The sequence below is a fragment of the Flavobacterium pasteuri genome (genome assembly GCF_048286615.1).
Lineage (GTDB): Bacteria > Bacteroidota > Bacteroidia > Flavobacteriales > Flavobacteriaceae > Flavobacterium.
The window spans coordinates 248,792-265,442 of the sequence record NZ_JBLVPN010000003.1 but is presented as its reverse complement, the minus strand read 5'-3'; the positions used below and the strand labels follow the sequence as shown (position 1 = coordinate 265,442).

11 protein-coding genes are annotated in these 16,651 nt (G+C 32.6%); 8 read left to right on the top strand and 3 right to left on the bottom strand.

The genetic code is table 11. From position 1 onward, the window contains the following. Positions 1–367 precede the first annotated feature (367 nt). Complete coding sequence (locus tag ACNQF6_RS06140) at positions 368–1,948, bottom strand: NADP-dependent glyceraldehyde-3-phosphate dehydrogenase (protein WP_417964203.1); 1,581 nt, start codon at positions 1,946–1,948, stop codon at positions 368–370. Positions 1,949–2,013: 65 nt separating this feature from the next. After that, positions 2,014–2,325 (bottom strand): rhodanese-like domain-containing protein, encoded by a 312-nt coding sequence (locus ACNQF6_RS06135; protein WP_417964201.1) that lies wholly within the window; start codon positions 2,323–2,325, stop codon positions 2,014–2,016. 285 nt (positions 2,326–2,610) lie between these two features. On the opposite strand from ACNQF6_RS06135, the gene ACNQF6_RS06130 reads away from it, so the two are divergent. From ACNQF6_RS06130 to ACNQF6_RS06115, 4 genes are all read left to right on the top strand, one after another. Beyond that, positions 2,611–3,237: a Crp/Fnr family transcriptional regulator gene (locus ACNQF6_RS06130; protein ID WP_417964199.1), complete on the top strand. Its 627-nt coding sequence runs from the start codon at positions 2,611–2,613 to the stop codon at positions 3,235–3,237. Between the two features lie 73 nt (positions 3,238–3,310). Next, positions 3,311–4,099 carry a sulfite exporter TauE/SafE family protein gene (locus tag ACNQF6_RS06125; protein ID WP_282712043.1) on the top strand — a complete coding sequence of 263 codons (789 nt, stop codon included), beginning with the start codon at positions 3,311–3,313 and terminating at the stop codon, positions 4,097–4,099. 79 nt (positions 4,100–4,178) lie between these two features. Further along, positions 4,179–5,594 carry an MBL fold metallo-hydrolase gene (locus ACNQF6_RS06120; RefSeq protein WP_417964196.1) on the top strand — a complete coding sequence of 472 codons (1,416 nt, stop codon included), beginning with the start codon at positions 4,179–4,181 and terminating at the stop codon, positions 5,592–5,594. A 23-nt stretch (positions 5,595–5,617) separates the two neighbouring features. After that, positions 5,618–6,454 (top strand): methyltransferase domain-containing protein, encoded by an 837-nt coding sequence (locus tag ACNQF6_RS06115; RefSeq protein WP_417964194.1) that lies wholly within the window; start codon positions 5,618–5,620, stop codon positions 6,452–6,454. Between the two features lie 267 nt (positions 6,455–6,721). On the opposite strand, the gene ACNQF6_RS06110 is transcribed toward ACNQF6_RS06115, so the two are convergent. Next, positions 6,722–12,763 (bottom strand): PAS domain S-box protein, encoded by a 6,042-nt coding sequence (locus tag ACNQF6_RS06110; RefSeq protein ID WP_417964192.1) that lies wholly within the window; start codon positions 12,761–12,763, stop codon positions 6,722–6,724. A 409-nt stretch (positions 12,764–13,172) separates the two neighbouring features. Here ACNQF6_RS06110 and ACNQF6_RS06105 point away from each other — a divergent pair, with 409 nt between their 5' ends. The 4 genes from ACNQF6_RS06105 to ACNQF6_RS06090 all read left to right on the top strand — a co-directional run bounded on the left by ACNQF6_RS06105 (position 13,173) and on the right by ACNQF6_RS06090 (position 16,636). Then, the gene (locus ACNQF6_RS06105) at positions 13,173–13,628 is read left to right on the top strand and encodes a MarR family winged helix-turn-helix transcriptional regulator (RefSeq protein ID WP_417964190.1); all 456 of its coding nucleotides are present in this window, start codon (positions 13,173–13,175) and stop codon (positions 13,626–13,628) included. Between the two features lie 12 nt (positions 13,629–13,640). After that, positions 13,641–14,273, top strand: coding sequence for an NAD(P)H-dependent oxidoreductase (locus ACNQF6_RS06100; protein WP_417964189.1), 633 nt, complete (start codon positions 13,641–13,643; stop codon positions 14,271–14,273). A gap of 48 nt (positions 14,274–14,321) precedes the next feature. Beyond that, a complete protein-coding gene (locus ACNQF6_RS06095) occupies positions 14,322–14,891 on the top strand; it encodes a YceI family protein (RefSeq protein WP_417964187.1) in 570 nt (189 codons plus the stop codon). A gap of 344 nt (positions 14,892–15,235) precedes the next feature. Next, positions 15,236–16,636 (top strand): anthranilate synthase component I family protein, encoded by a 1,401-nt coding sequence (locus ACNQF6_RS06090; RefSeq protein ID WP_417964185.1) that lies wholly within the window; start codon positions 15,236–15,238, stop codon positions 16,634–16,636. The last annotated feature ends 15 nt before the right edge of the window (positions 16,637–16,651 follow it).

Genomic DNA, 16,651 nt, shown 5'->3' with positions numbered 1-16,651 from the left:
TATTTGATTAGCATACTAATTATAGCTAAATAAAACTTGTTGCTTAATTCAAAATTATTACTTTTCAATAATTTATATACCAGTAATAAAGTGACACTAGTCCCAATTTCTGGAAGGCTTAGTGCCATTAAATGACTTCTGCTAATATAGATAACTAACCAAAAATTAATCTATACGAACAAATCTAAATGATTCCATTTTCAATGTTTTACTGTTTCCCGTAAAGCATTGAAAATTTATATTTTTTTAAAAATACTTAGACATATTACATAATTTTTTGAACATAAAAATCTTGTAGTAAACTCAACTCCACAAAAAAGCCGTGTCGAAAAAAACGAGACGGCTTTAATTTATAATTAAAAAGAGATTACAAAATATAATCGGTATTGATGAAGTTAGATTCTTTACTGCTTAATAATTCCTGTAAAATAGCATTATTATACTCATTGTCTTTAGACGCTACAAAGGTTCTAATTGAAAACGAACGCAAAGCATCATGAATACTCAATGTTCCTACAGCTGAATCTTTTCGTCCTGTAAAAGGGAAAACATCCGGTCCTCTTTGACAAGAGCTGTTCAAGTTTACTCTACACACTAAATTTACCAAGGCATCAATAAGCGGTGCAATCGTTTTAATGTCTTTTCCAAACAAACTTACTTGTTGCCCGTAATTTGATTCGGCCATATCGTTCAAAGGTTCTTGAATGTCTTTGAAAGAAATAATAGGCACAACTGGACCAAATTGCTCTTCGTGATACACACGCATTTCTTTATTTATAGGAAATAAAACTGCCGGAAAAATATAATTAGAAGAATGCTTTCCTCCTTTTTCATTGATTATAACAGCACCTTTACTGGTCGCATCATCAATAAGTTCCTGAATATAAGCCGGTTTCTCTTTTTCTGGCAAAGGTGTCAGAAACACGGATGCATCCCACGGATTACCAAAAACCAACGCATCCACTTTAGCAGCAAAACGTTTGTTGAACTCATCAACAATAGACTCATGCACATACAATACTTTCAAAGCCGTACAACGCTGTCCATTGAACGATAAAGAGCCAGCAATACATTCTTGGATAGCCAAATCTAAATCAGCATCCGGAAGGATTATCGCAGGGTTTTTTGCCTCCAGCCCTAATATCAAACGCAATCTGTTTTTATTTGGATGTTGGTCTTGTAATGCAATCGCTGATTTACTGTTTCCTATCAATGCCAAAATATCTACTTTTCCGGATTTCATTATTGGAGAAGCTACTTCACGTCCACGACCGTATACAATATTGATGGCTCCTTTTGGAAAACTGCTTCTGAAAGCTTCCAATAAAGGAGAAATCAATAAAACACCGTGTTTAGCAGGTTTAAAAATCACTGGATTCCCCATAATCAAAGCAGGAATCAACAACGAAAAAGTCTCATTTAACGGATAATTATAAGGTCCTAGACAGAGAACTACACCAAGCGGTCCTCTACGAACCATGGCATTTATTCCTTGCACTTTAGAAAAATGAGCACTACGACTGTTTAATTCTTTTAAACTGTCGATTGTATCATAGATGTATTCTACCGTTCTGTCAAATTCTTTTTCAGAATCACCCAATGATTTTCCAATTTCCCACATCAATAATTTAACAACTTCTTTACGGGTTGTTTTCATTTGAGTAACAAAATTTTCCATGCACTTGATACGATCCGCTACTTTCATCGTAGGCCACAATCCCTGTCCATTATTATAGGCCTCACTTGCCGCATTTACTGCTTCTATCGCTTCAGCCTCTCCCATAAACGGGATTGAACCTAAAATAGTTGGGCCGTATTCTTCGGTAGATGAAATTGTTGAAAAAACAGGAGTGGTCTGACCAGTCCATTTTTTTAATTCTCCGTCAACTAAATACGTATCTTGATTTAACAAGGTGCTAATTTGAAATTCTTCTGGTATTACATTCATACTAAAGTATTTTATGTTTTTAATTTAATTTTAAATAAACAAAGAGGCTGTTGCCTCTTTGTGTTTTATGGAGCAACAACCTCTCCATCCCATTCTATAATGCCTCCAACTAAGTTAAATGCATTTTCAAAACCCAGCTCATTCATTATTTCGCAGGCTTTTCCGCTTCGCATTCCGGAGCGACAATACACATAATAATTTTTTGTTTTGTCTAACGCTTCAATTTCAGAAATAAAACCTTGTCCTAAATGAATATCAATATTAATAGCATTGGCTATAATTCCTTCGTTAAATTCGGCTTCGGTTCTCACGTCTAAAATCACTGCGTTTTCATCAGCTTCAAACTGAGAAACCCAATCTTCTTGTGTTAAGTTCATAATAGTGTTTTTTGTAAAAATACAACGTTTTTACCGAACACTAATAGCAACAATTGTTAATTAGATAATAATCTTTAGAAAACGTTTTCGCAAAACATTAACTATCAATAAACTATAAAATAGGCATATATTTTTACGAAAAACAGCCTATTAAATCCATAGGAAATGAGTAAATAATTCATACCTAACCAAGGACTTGTATTTTTATTAAGTCCAAAAAATCCCATTCTATTTTGAGTTTTTTAAACTACATTTACACTACTAACGATAGAAAAAAGACTAAAAATGCTTGACCCAATAAAGAAATTTTTTCCTTCATTTTCTAATGAATTAGTGAAAGAAATAGAAGCTAGTGCAACTATTCATTCCTATCAGTCAGGTGATGTAATTATACGAACAGGACAGTATATCAAAAACACGGTTTTAGTAATTAGCGGAAAAATAAAAATTTACCGGGAAGATGAAAATGGAGGCGAATTTTTTATGTATTATTTACTATCTGGACAAGCCTGCGCCATTTCTATGATTTGTGCCACCAAAAACGAAAAAAGCCAGATAATGGCTAAAGTTGTGGAAGATGTTGAATTAATAATGGTTCCGCTTCCATTAATGGACAAGTGGATGATGCAGCACCGCAGTTGGTATGAATTTGTGATTGGTTCTTATCGCAGTCGTTTTGAAGAAGTCTTAGAAGTGATTGACAGTGTGGCCTTCAGAGCAATGGATGAGCGCTTAGAATTTTATTTAAAACGCCATGCTGATGCTTGTGGCTGTAAAGAGTTAAAACTGTCCCATCAGGAAATCGCATCTGAACTTAATACATCAAGAGAAGTAATTTCCCGTTTGTTAAAAAAAATGGAACAACGAGGATTGGTCAATTTACAGCGTAATAACATTGAACTTTTGAAATAAATCTTCTCAATGTGATAAATGTTACTGTTTGTAAAAAAATTACAAACAACCTTTGCAGTAAAATTTTTTTAAAATGGAATATTTAGGCTATTTTGCTTCAATTATTATTGGACTTTCATTAGGATTAATTGGAGGCGGAGGATCTATACTTACTGTTCCTATTCTAGTTTATCTATTTAAAATAGATCCAGAAACTGCTACCAGTTATTCACTATTTATAGTGGGAATCACCGCTTTATTTGGCTGTATCAGTCACTATAAAATGGGAAATCTTAAAATTAAATCGGCATTATATTTTGCAATTCCTTCGGTTTTTTCTATCCTAATCATTCGAGAAGTGATTTTCCCAAAAATAGCAGCAACAATTTTTTCCGTTGCTTCTTACCAAGTATCAAAAAATTTCCTAATAATGATTGTTTTTTCAGTACTCATGATAGCTGCCGCTATAGCTATGATACGTAAAACAAAAACAGTAATAAATCCTCCAAAAACAAATTATACACAGCTTGGGTTAATTGGATTTTTAATTGGAATTGTAACTGGATTTTTAGGAGCTGGAGGTGGATTTTTAATCATTCCTTCCTTATTGTTTTTTGCTAATTTACCAATGAAACAGGCCGTTGGCACTTCATTATTGATTATCTTTATAAACTCAAGTATCGGTTTTGGAGGTGATTTATATATTGGTACACCTATAGACTATTTGTTTTTACTGATGATTTCAAGTATGGCATTTATAGGAATGATTATTGGCATCAAACTGTCAAAAAAAATAGATGCAGCTAAACTAAAACCAATCTTTGGTTGGTTTGTATTAGTAATGGGAATTTATATTATTATCAAAGAATTTTTCTTTAATTAAAAAATGGAATGTAACAATTGTCACTGTTTATCCTAAAAAACAGAAGTACATTTGTACTGTAAAATTAAAAAAAGCAATCATGCAAATAGAACAAATATATACAGGATGTTTAGCCCAAGGTGCTTACTATATAACCTCAAATGGAGAAGCAGCAATTATTGACCCGCTACGTGAAACCCAACCTTATCTGGACCGATTGGAGAGAGATGGTGTAAAATTAAAGTACATTTTCGAAACCCATTTCCATGCTGATTTTGTATCTGGTCACGTTGATTTGAGCAGAGAAACCGCCGCTCCAATTGTTTATGGTCCAAATGCAACTTGTGAATTTGAATGTATTTCTGCTAAAGACGGACAGGAATTCTCCATTGGAAATATCAAAATAAAAGTATTGCATACTCCGGGACATACTATGGAAAGTTCTACTTTTTTATTGATTGACGAAAACGGAAAAAACCATGCCATTTTCTCAGGAGATACTTTGTTTATTGGAGATGTGGGAAGACCGGATTTAGCCCAAAAAGCGGCACACATGACACAAGAGCAATTAGCGGGGCTTTTATTTCATTCTTTAAGAGATAAAGTGATGACTTTGGCCGATGATGTTATTGTTTATCCGGCTCACGGTGCGGGAAGTGCCTGCGGAAAAAATATGAGTAAGGAAACAGTATCTACTATTGGCGATCAAAAAGCGACAAATTATGCGTTGCGAGCCAATATGACTGAAACCGAATTTATACAAGAAGTTACTGAGGGTCTATTGCCTCCTCCAGCCTATTTTGGAATGAATGTGGCGATGAATAAAAAAGGATATGACAGTTTTGAAAACGTATTGCATTTAGGAATGCGCGCGTTATCTGTAGGAGAATTTGAAGTGGCTGCCGAAGAAACCGGAGCCTTAATTCTAGATACTCGAAAAAACGGTGAATTTGCCAAAGGATTTATTCCTCAATCGATAAACATTGGAATTAATGGTGATTTTGCTCCTTGGGTAGGTGCTTTAATTGCCGATGTAAAACAACCTATTTTAATTGTTTGTGAACTGGGTCAAGAAGAAGAAACAGTAACACGTTTAAGCCGTGTAGGTTTTGATAAGTTGATTGGCCATCTTGATGGTGGTTTTAATGCTTGGGCAAAAGCCGGAAAAGAAGTTGATACCGTAAATAGAATCACAGCCGAACAATTTGCTGCAGCTGTGAAAATTGGCGAAAGCAACGTAATCGATATCCGTAAAGAAAGTGAATATTGTGCAGAGCATGTTGAAGAAGCCTATAGCAAGCCTTTAGCGGCAATAAATGAATGGATAAAAGATATAAATCCAAAAGAACATTTTTATTTGCATTGCGCAGGCGGATACCGCAGTATGATTGCGGCTTCGATACTGGAAGCTCGCGGATTTAGAAATTTTACAGAAATTGAAGGTGGCTTTAATGCTATTGCAAAAACGACTGTTCCAAAAACTAATTTTGTTTGCCAAAGTAAAGTTTTGAAATAAAAGCAATTAAAAAAAATGAAATTATGGAAGATATAAAATGTTGTGTAGTTTCCTGCGATAAACCACTAGACGCATCTTATTGGGAATCGCAATACGAAGCCAAAACTACCGGTTGGGATTTGGGCAAGGTATCGCCGCCCATACAAACATATGTAGATACGATTGCCGATAAAAACTGTAGTATTTTGATTCCCGGTTGTGGAAACAGTTATGAAGCCGAATATCTATTGGAACAAGGGTTTACAAACCTAACCGTTATAGATATTGCGGCAACACCTGTGGCAGTTTTAAAAGAAAAGTTCAAAAACAATCCTAATATTCAAATCATACTGGGTGATTTCTTTGAACATAAAGGGAGCTATGATTTGGTTCTTGAGCAAACTTTTTTCTGTGCTTTACCCCCAACAATGCGTCAAAAATATATGTGGAAAATGCATCAAATTTTAGCTGATGAAGGAATTTTGGCGGGATTATTCTTCAATAGAATGTTTGAATCCGGACCTCCCTTTGGTGGATGCAAAGAAGAATATGAACTGCTTTTTGCGGCCGCTTTTAACTTTTTGAAAATGGATGTTTCTGAAAATTCAATTGCACCAAGAGCAAATTCTGAATTGTTTTTCAAATTGAGAAAGAACAATCAGGTAGTGGTTAATTTATATGAATTTGTAGGGATTACCTGTAATGGCTGTATGGAAAATGTTTCAGAAAAACTGCTAACGATTGACGGTATTTTTAATGTAAGTATGAGCAGTAATTTTGCTGAAGTATTAATTGTCAGTAAAAATGAAATTGCAATCAAAGCATTGCAACAAGTGATTTCTTATGATGAGAAATATAAAATCAAAAAAATAAATCCATAAAACTAAATTCTTTTGTAGAAAAAAAATGAAATTTAAAATTTAATTATAAATTTCAGTTATTTATGAAACCTTATTACTGTTGATTAATTAAAATTAATCGTAAACCATTTTAAACGTAAAAAAAAATTACAAACAAACAAAAAGCTAAATAGATAAACATTCCATAAAAAAGCTACAAGCGAGGCTACTATATCTTAATTTTAAAAATTTAATTTTCATAAAAAAGGTGAACATCATGAACACCCTTTATATTCATAAAAAACAGAATCAATTCTTACCTAACCATTTGTATAATACTTTTTCTAAATCCAATTGAATAATGGGTTTAGGCAAATAATCATTCATTCCGGCTTCAAGACATTTTTCTTTATCTCCAACCATTATCCCAGCAGTGATTGCAATTATAGGAATACTTTCAGAATCTTTTATCTGTCTAATTTCGTCTGTTGCTTCATATCCATTTTTATTTGGCATTTGAATGTCCATTAATATTACATCTGGCGATTCTTTTTTATAAAGTTCAACAGCCTCATTGCCATCCTTAGCTTCAAAAATAATACAATCAGAGATGATTCTTTTGACCAATGTTTTAGCTAAAAGCATATTAATCTTATTGTCCTCAACTATTAAAACCTTATAATCACTTAAAGTGTTTACTGGTGCAATGGCAACCGCTTGAATCGTTTTAGCAAATAATGCATCTGCATTTTTTTTATGATTTGCCTTTTTGAATTTAATAACAAAGAAGAAATCACTTCCATCACCATACTTACTGATTAACTGCAACTTACTATCCATCAAAGCCAGTAACTGATTTGAAATTGCCAACCCCAATCCGGTACCGCCAAATTTTCTATTGGTAGAATTATCTTCTTGAACGAACGAATTGAATATTTTTTCGTTATTATCTGTTTTTATTCCTACTCCGGTATCTTTTACAGAAAACTTTATAGTTGACCATTTTTTATCTGAAACATCTATCTCATTAATATCTAATCTTATCTCTCCAAAACTGGTGAATTTTATGGCATTGCTTAATAAATTTACCAATATCTGTTTCAATCGTACTGAATCAGCAAGAATATGTTGTGGAACACTTTTATCAATATCAAGTTTTAAATCTATCTTTTTTTGGTCTGCTTGAAATTTAAATAAATCGATGACCTGATTTGTCAATTTAAACAGATTTACTTCTTTAATATCTAACTCTAATTTCCCGGATTCAATTTTGGAAAAATCCAAAACATCATTAACAATTTCCATCAACGATGTTGCTGATTCATTGACCGTAGTCATATAATCTGCTTGATTTTTTTTCAAATTTGATTTCATTAATAAATGAGTAAAACCAATTATACCGTTTAATGGAGTTCTAATTTCATGACTCATATTAGCTAGGAAATCAGTCTTTGCTTTATTTGCGGCTTCAGCTAATTCTTTGGCTTTTACCAGCTCCATTTCCATCATAGTTTGCTCAGTGATATCAATAAAACTTATAACAATTTCATTTATATTACCATTAGCATCAATATCAGGAAAGCCATTGATTAAAAGCCATACAATGTCATTATTTGCAGGACGATTAATGCCTGCTTTAAAATTTTTGATTGCTTGCTTTTTAGCTATAATTTGGTTTACAGGATAATTTTCAAAGTGCATTACAGAGTTGTCTTCATTTAAAAAATTCCAAGTCGAATCAAAAGCCGTAATACCCTTCATCTGATCGTCGGTTAAGCCTAATAATTCTGAAGCCTTAAGATTATTTACAATAATTGAAGTATCAGGTGCATGAACTACAATTCCAGCGTCTAGATTATTTAACAAACCACGGTATCTTTCCTCGCTTTTGAAGAGCGCATAGTCTGACTGTTTCGCATTAGTAATATCCCGAGAAAGACATATAAAATGGATGTCATGATCCATGCTTTCCTGCATAGGTGCTACAGAAATTTCAAACCAATGCAAACCCGTTTCTAATTGTAATGAATACTGTCTTCCTGCTGAAAAGCCTTTTTCTGATGCTTCTCGTATAGCTGATAGACACAAATTTGCAGCATCTGTAGGTAATATTTCGGTAAAGTTTTTACCAAGGAATAGATTGGCTGGCATTGCCAATAAATCATTTCGACGAGAATGATAATTATAAATTTCACCTTTCAAATCTACTTCAAACAATAAATCTGGAATGGCTCCAAGTATAGCTTCCAGTTTTTTATGCATTTTCTTAAACTCGTCATCTATTTTTTTACGCTCACTTACATCCCTGACGATAGCAACAATTCGGCCGTCACCAATCATTTTAGCCGTAATTTCTACTGAAATAAGAGAGAGATTCTTATGAAGCATATTGCGTTCAATCATCGTTTGTTCACCGTTAAGCAATTCTTTATACATTATAGGCTTTCTTTTAAGTTCTGCCTCAGTGTATAAATCTGTAATGTTTTTGACACACAATTCCTCATTGGTATATCCAAGCATAACGCAGGCACTTTCGTTTACCTCAAGTAAATTTCCTGAGATATCATTAATAAAAATAGCATCTGAAGCTTGTTCTATAAGGCTTTTATACTTTTTCTCACTATCTATTAATTGCTCTTTTATATTGATTAACTCGGTAATTTCAGTCATGGAACTAATAAAACGTTTTGCAATCCCTGATTCATCTCTTAAAATAACAGCACGATCATAAAAATTACCATAACTGCCATCCGCTTTTTGAAAACGAAATTCATCTGACCATACATTAGTAGTCCCGGCATAAGTTTCTTCAAGCTTACTAATAACTCTTTCCTTATCATCTGGGTGAAGTTTTGATCGCCATACTATTTTATCATCAATAGCACTTGACTCACTATTATTACCGAAATTAAAAAGTTCAATAAATGCTTTATTATTCCAACTTTGACCGGTAAACAAATCAACTTCTGATATGGCATCATTTGTAGCTACAGAAATTCGCTCAAATCGTTCATTAGCAATCCGTATTTTTTCTTCCGCTTTCTTAATATCAGTTAAATCTAAGCCCATTCCTAGGATACATTTTTTGCCTTCATATTCGATAGCAAGGGAATTGATATAATAAGGGATTTTATTTTTTACTTTTGTGTAAAACTCAATTTCAATTCCCGGCAATTTATTTTCAACTCGTTTTAAACTATTTTCTAATACTGTCTTTATTCTTATTCTAACTTTTTCTTTTTCTTCTTTATCAAAGAAATCAAGTGGACTCATTTGGGCTATATCTACTTCATCGTACCCTGTCACATGTTCAAAATTTTTATTCCATTTGACAAATTTCCCAAATTCGTCATAGAGATAGAAAACGCCTGGAAGATTATTAATTACTGTTTCTGAAAGCTGTTTTTCTTTTAAAATTAGATCTTCTGCAATTTTACGTTCCGTGATATCCGTTATAGTACCAATATATCCCACAATCTCATTTCTAACATTTCTTTCAGGAATGGCCTTACCCATCACCCAGGCTACAGAACCGTCAGGTCGAACAAAACGGTATTCTGATAATGATTTTTCTTGATTATTGGTTGCATTCTCCCATCCTTCAAACAGTGTTTTTTTATCATCTTCATGAACCGCTTTAAACCAACCATTTCCTATGGATTCTTCAAAAGATAATCCGGAAATTTGACTCCAGTATGGATTAACATAAGTAGTATATCCCGCTGCATCCGTGCGGAAAATTCCTACGGGAGAAACTTCTGTAAGTGTAAGGTATCTTTGCTCACTTTCAAATATGGCTTCTTCTGCTTTTTTGCGTAAAGCTTCTTTTTCAAAAATTTCTAATGCAAAAGCAACATCGCCGGTAGCCTCTTCTAATAAGGCAATTTCCTCTTCGTCAAAAAAGTTTTTCTCATTTGCATAAAAAGAAAAAGCGCCTATTACCTTTCCGATTTTTTTTATTGGAACTGCCATTACAGAAAGGTATCCCCGTTCCATAGCTTCTTTTCGCCAAGGTAACATTAAAGGATCATTTTCAACATCATTACAAATGACTGATCTGAGTTCTCTAATTGCTACACCTACTGGGCCCTTTCCTTCGGGTTTGTCCTCTATTGAAATTGTTTTAATTTTAGAAAAATAACTATTATCATTCCCTGCAATCATTGCCGGAAATACTTTGTGAGTACTTTCATCAATTAATCCTATCCATGCCATTCCAAACTTTCCTAAATCAACTGCAATAGTACAAGCTTCTCTAAATAAAGTTTCTTGATCAGTAGTACGAACGATCATCTGGTTTATCTGACTGATAAATAAATAAAGTCGATTGGCTTTAAGGATTTTCTGTTTTGCCAAAATTCTTTCAGTAACATCCGTAATAATTCCATGACAGATCACTGTTCCTCCCGGTTCCACCACCGGTAAAGAATTTACTTCATGCCAAACCATTCCTTTTGTTGGATGAAAATAACGGTATTCACCTTTGAGAGGAATTAATTTTGTGTTAGTTAAAATAATACGCTTGATGACAAAATCTGCATCATCTGGATGAATGAGATTAAAAACTCTATCTGCATCATTCTCAATCTCTTCAAAAGTAAAACCGTAGATTTCCTCAACAGCATTACTGGCATATGGATAACATAAACTGCCATCTTTGTTTTGACGCATGGAATAGATTAATCCTGGAGAAGTTTCGGCAATTTTAGAAAACTTATCTCTTTCAGATAGGAGTAGTTCTTGCGCATATTTAGTTTCGGTAACATCGCGCATATTAGTTACAACACCTCTTATTTGAGGATCAAGTAACAAATTATTAACAAAACCTTCCATCCAGATATAATGCCCTTTTTTATGTTTTACCTGAAGAGAAATAGGAAAAGGAACCCCAGGATTAGCAATGGCTTGCTCCATAAATCTATGTACATTTTCAATATGGTCCGGATGAACAAATTCTATGGCTGATATTATTTCAAACTCATCATGAGACCAACCCGTAATTCTGTTTGCTGATTCGCTTCGAAAAAGAACATTTAGCTTTTCGTCCACTAATGAGATAATATCCTGATTATTTTCTAATAAAGCTCTAAACCTTCTCTCATTTTTTAGTATTAACTCTTCCGCATCTTTCTTTTCAGTAATATCTTTCACGAATCCTAAAAAACGATTTTCAGACACTTTAATAGCCTCTACAGACCACCATCTTAAATGCCCTAATTTATGCCTAGCTCTCAATTCCTTTTTACCTACTCCATCACGAAGTAGGTTCTTGTAATCCTGAAAATAGGCCTCATAATTAGGCGTTACAGACAAATCTCCAAACTTCATAGTCAAAAGCTCCTCTCTTGAATAACCTGACAAGACGGTAGCAGCCTCATTGACCTCTAAATACTTTCCTAATTCATTTAAAACAAAAACACCATCAGGGGCATTTTCTATGTAATACTTAAATTTAGCATTGCTTTCTTCTTCAATTGATTTTAACTTATCTTCAATTACTGCAGCTTCTTGATCTTTTATAGATTCCTCTATTTGCTTTTTTACAGTGATATCTTGTGTATTTCCTCTTAATGCAAAAACATCTCCATTATTGTCAACCAATGGAACTACTATTGCATGTATCCATTTTTTTCTATTATTTGATAAAATGACACTTTGTTCAACTTCAAATTGTTTTTTATTGTCAATGGATTCATCAATTTTGTTTAGAAAAAATGCTACATCTTCTTTTGAAAAGAGATTTAAAAAATCTTGGAATAAATTCTGGTTCGGTTTCATATCGATTTCATAAATCGAATACAATTCCTTAGACAAAATCATTTTTTTTGTTAGTAAATTAAATTCCCAACTTCCAATCTTAGCAATTTTTTGCGCGTCGTTTAATAATTTTTCGTTTGCTACTAAACTTTCCTGAGTTTCCCTTATTTCAGTTATATCTCTTCCGATTGCATAAATAAATTGTCCCGTTAAATCTACACTAGTTGTCCACTGTATTACAACAATTTCACCAGTTTTTTTTAAAAATCTATTTTCAAAATTTATCGAAGTAATCCTTTTTGACAACCTTTCGATTTCTAAAATAGTTGTTTTTACATCTTCTGGATGAAGAAATGAGGTCACCAAATTAGCAAGCAATTCCTTTTCAGTATATCCTAATTTTTTTATAAATGCTGGATTTATTTCTTTGAAATAGCCATCAGTACCAGAGATACATAGCAAATCTTGAGATTCTTTCACATAGAATTCAAAATTGGTTAAAGTATTTCTCTTTTTATCTAACCGACTTATTTCTAATTCTAGCTCTTTTACTTTAAGAAGTAGAGCGTCGTAAGATATATTGTCTTTATTCATACTAGCTAAATTCAAATATGTTTTAAATATAATGAATTTATAAGTACAAAAAAACTTTGCTGTAAAAAAAAAAACTCTAAGACATTCAATACTATTGTTTTAACTCAAATCACTTCCCTGCATTTTATTTTTTTACACAACTGTTAAAATATTTAATGATTTCAAAAAATCATTCCTGAACAAACGAATATATTTCACTCCTTAAAAAGGATAAATTAAAAAATGTATTTCGGCTTAATATTTGGTAACATTTATTAAAATAAAGAACACTGATTTGTTTTGAACGCATACCAATCAAAAAAATTGCTCTTAACCATCTAATGATTTTTTAACAAAAAATTAATACATATTTGTATATACAAATAAAAAATATGTTACATTTGTACCAACAAATTACATATATACAAATATGAAAATTGAAGAGATAATAAAATCAACTGTACCGATGGATAATTCAAAAAAAATTATCCTTAACGTTCTGTATACGCAAAACGTGATAACAGATAATTTTAATGAATTATTAAAACCTTATGACCTATCCGGAGAACAATATAATGTTTTGCGCATATTGAGAGGCCAAAAAGGAAACCCAGCAAACATGTGTGTAATTCAAGAACGAATGTTAGCCAAGACAAGTAATACAACTCGATTAGTAGATAAACTATTGCTAAAAAATTTTGTAACTCGAAAAGTCTGTCCAGAAAACAGACGAAAAATAGAGGTCCTGATTACACAAAAAGGGCTGGATGTTTTAAAGGAATTAGATCCTAAAGTAATTGCACACGAAGAGTTGTTTTCAAAAAACTTAGATGCTGACGAAATAGACCAATTAAATCAATTATTAGAAAAATATAGAAATCAATAAACAAAACAAATTATGAGTACTTTCCTAGAAAATCAAAATTGGAGATATGCAACAAAGAAATTTGATGCTACAAAAAAAATAACTATTGAAGATTTAAATACTTTAAAAGAAGCCATTCGTTTGAGTTCATCATCCTATGGTTTGCAACCATATAAAGTTATTATAGTTGAAAATCCAGAACTAAGAGCGAATATCCAACCGGCGGCATGGGGACAATCACAAATTACTGAAGCCTCACATCTAATTATCTTTGCAAATGAAACTAAACTTGATGAGGTAGCTATAGATGAATATATTAAAAATATAAGTCTAACCAGAAATACACCAATTGAAGCTTTAGCAGGTTATGGTGACTTCATGAAATCTAAAATTACTTCTCTTACTCCTGAAGAAAAAAATATTTGGACAGCAAAACAAACTTATTTAGCTTTGGGAAATCTATTGAACGTAGCGGCAGAACTTAAGATTGATGCTACTCCAATGGAAGGTTTTGTTCCTACTCAGGTCAATGAAATATTAGGGCTTGACAAATTAGGATTGAATGCAACTTTAATCGCTACTCTAGGTTACAGACATGATGAAGACGCAACGCAACATTATAAAAAAGTTAGAAAATCAAACGAAGACTTATTCATTACATTATAAATAACTAATTCAATATATTAATATTAATCTAAATTCAAATTCAAACACATGAAAAATTTCAAAACAATCGCATTAGCTTTAGTAGTAGTTTTGTCTACTTTATCTGTAACTGCACAAACTAAAAAAATTAACACTGCTGGAAGCTCAATCACTTGGACTGGAAAAAAAGTAACTGGACAACATGAAGGTACTATCAATATTAAAGATGGTGCATTAGTTTTCAAAGGAAAAAAATTAGTTGGTGGTACATTCAATGTAGACATGAATTCAATCGTAGTTACTGACTTGAAAGCAGGTCAAGGTAAAGAAAAACTAGAAGGTCACTTGAAAGCTGATGACTTTTTTGGAACTGATAAATTTGCATCAGCGACTTTAGTTTTCAAAAAATTAGTTACTAAAGCTCCTAACACATATACTGTAACTGGAGATTTAACAATTAAAGGGATAACTAAACCAGTTACTTTTGATTTAACTACAACTGCTAATACAGCTACAACTAACGTAAAAATTGACAGAACAAAATACGATATTAAATATGGTTCTGGAAGTTTCTTTGACAGCTTAGGAGACAAAGCAATCAATGACGACTTCAATTTAGCAGTAGCCTTGAAATTCTAATTTCATCTCATAAAAAATATATTAAAACCCTAACAAGCAATTGTTGGGGTTTTATCTTTAATAAACCGGGCTCATTAGTTTATTTAACAAAAAAATAAAAAAAACATTAATTTTTTTATTTAATTCTATTTGGAAAACCAAAATACCTTCCTATATTTGTTCTAATAAACAAAACATGAAAACAATTTTAAACAATACTTGGTGGTGGAACAATTTACGTCAATCGTCGTGAACTAAGCTCCTATAGTATTATTAAAACTATAAATATAAAAGGCTTGTCATCACGACAGGCCTTTTTTTTGTGGCAATTTCAACAGTAAAACACAACATTAAAAACATAGCAATTGAAATCATTTAACTTAAAGACAAATTATAAGCAAATCCTTGCAGATACGATTACTCCGGTGAGTGTGTATTTCAAAATTCGAGATAAATTTCCCAATAGTCTGCTGCTAGAAAGTAGCGATTATCATGGGAATGACAACAGTTTCTCCTACATTTGTTGTAATCCCATAGCTTCTATCAAGATAGAAAACGAAATTATTCACAAGACTTTCCCTGATGGAAGTTCTGTTAAAATTGCAATTGATGCAACAAATAATATTCCAGAAGTCATTCAAGAATTTTCAGGTCAGTTTAAATCCGAGAAAAACGATTTTAAATTCATTAATAATGGCCTTTTTGGATATATTTCATACGATGCTGTTCGTTATTTCGAAAAAGTATCAATTGCTAAAAAAGAAAATAGCAATACCATTCCAGATGTTTATTATGCCGTTTACCAAAACATCATTGCCATTAATCATTTCAAGAATGAAGCCTATATTTTCTGTCACAGTTTAGACGGAAAAAATAACATTTCGGAAATCGAGCAATTATTACAATCTAGAAATATTGCTTCTTATAAATTCTCTAAAGAAGGAGAAGGTTTTTCAAATCTGACAGATGAAGAATTTAAGCATAATGTGGCTTTGGCCAAAAAACATTGCTTTAGAGGTGATGTGTTCCAATTAGTTTTATCCAGAAGGTTTACCCAAGGTTTCAAAGGTGATGAATTTAATGTTTACAGAGCATTGAGAAGTATTAATCCTTCGCCGTATTTATTCTTTTTTGACTATGGCGATTTCAAAATATTTGGTTCTTCGCCTGAAGCTCAAATTATTGTCAAAAACCGTAAAGCCGAGATTCATCCTATTGCTGGAACTTTTAAACGAACGGGTGATGATGAAAAAGATGCTATTCTTGCCAAAGAATTGTCAGTAGATAAGAAAGAAAATAGTGAGCATGTGATGTTAGTAGATTTAGCTCGAAATGATTTAAGCAGAAACGGTCATAATGTCAATGTAGAGAAATATAGAGAAGTACAGTTCTTCTCACACGTAATTCACTTGGTTTCAAAAGTAACGGGACATTTGCATGAAAATGCGACAACGATGCAAGTTGTAGCTGATACTTTTCCGGCTGGAACATTAAGCGGTGCACCAAAACACCGAGCGATGCAACTGATTGAAGAGTATGAAAAAACCAATAGAAATTTCTACGGAGGCGCGATTGGTTTTATGGATTTTGAAGGCAATTTTAATCACGCCATTATGATTCGGACTTTCCTGAGTAAAAATCACCAATTACATTCTCAAGCGGGAGCCGGGATTGTCGCCAGTTCAGATGAAGAAAGCGAAATGCAGGAAGTATACAATAAATTGAGAGCACTAAATGCAGCTTTGGATTTAGCGGAGACAATATAAAATAATTTAAAGATT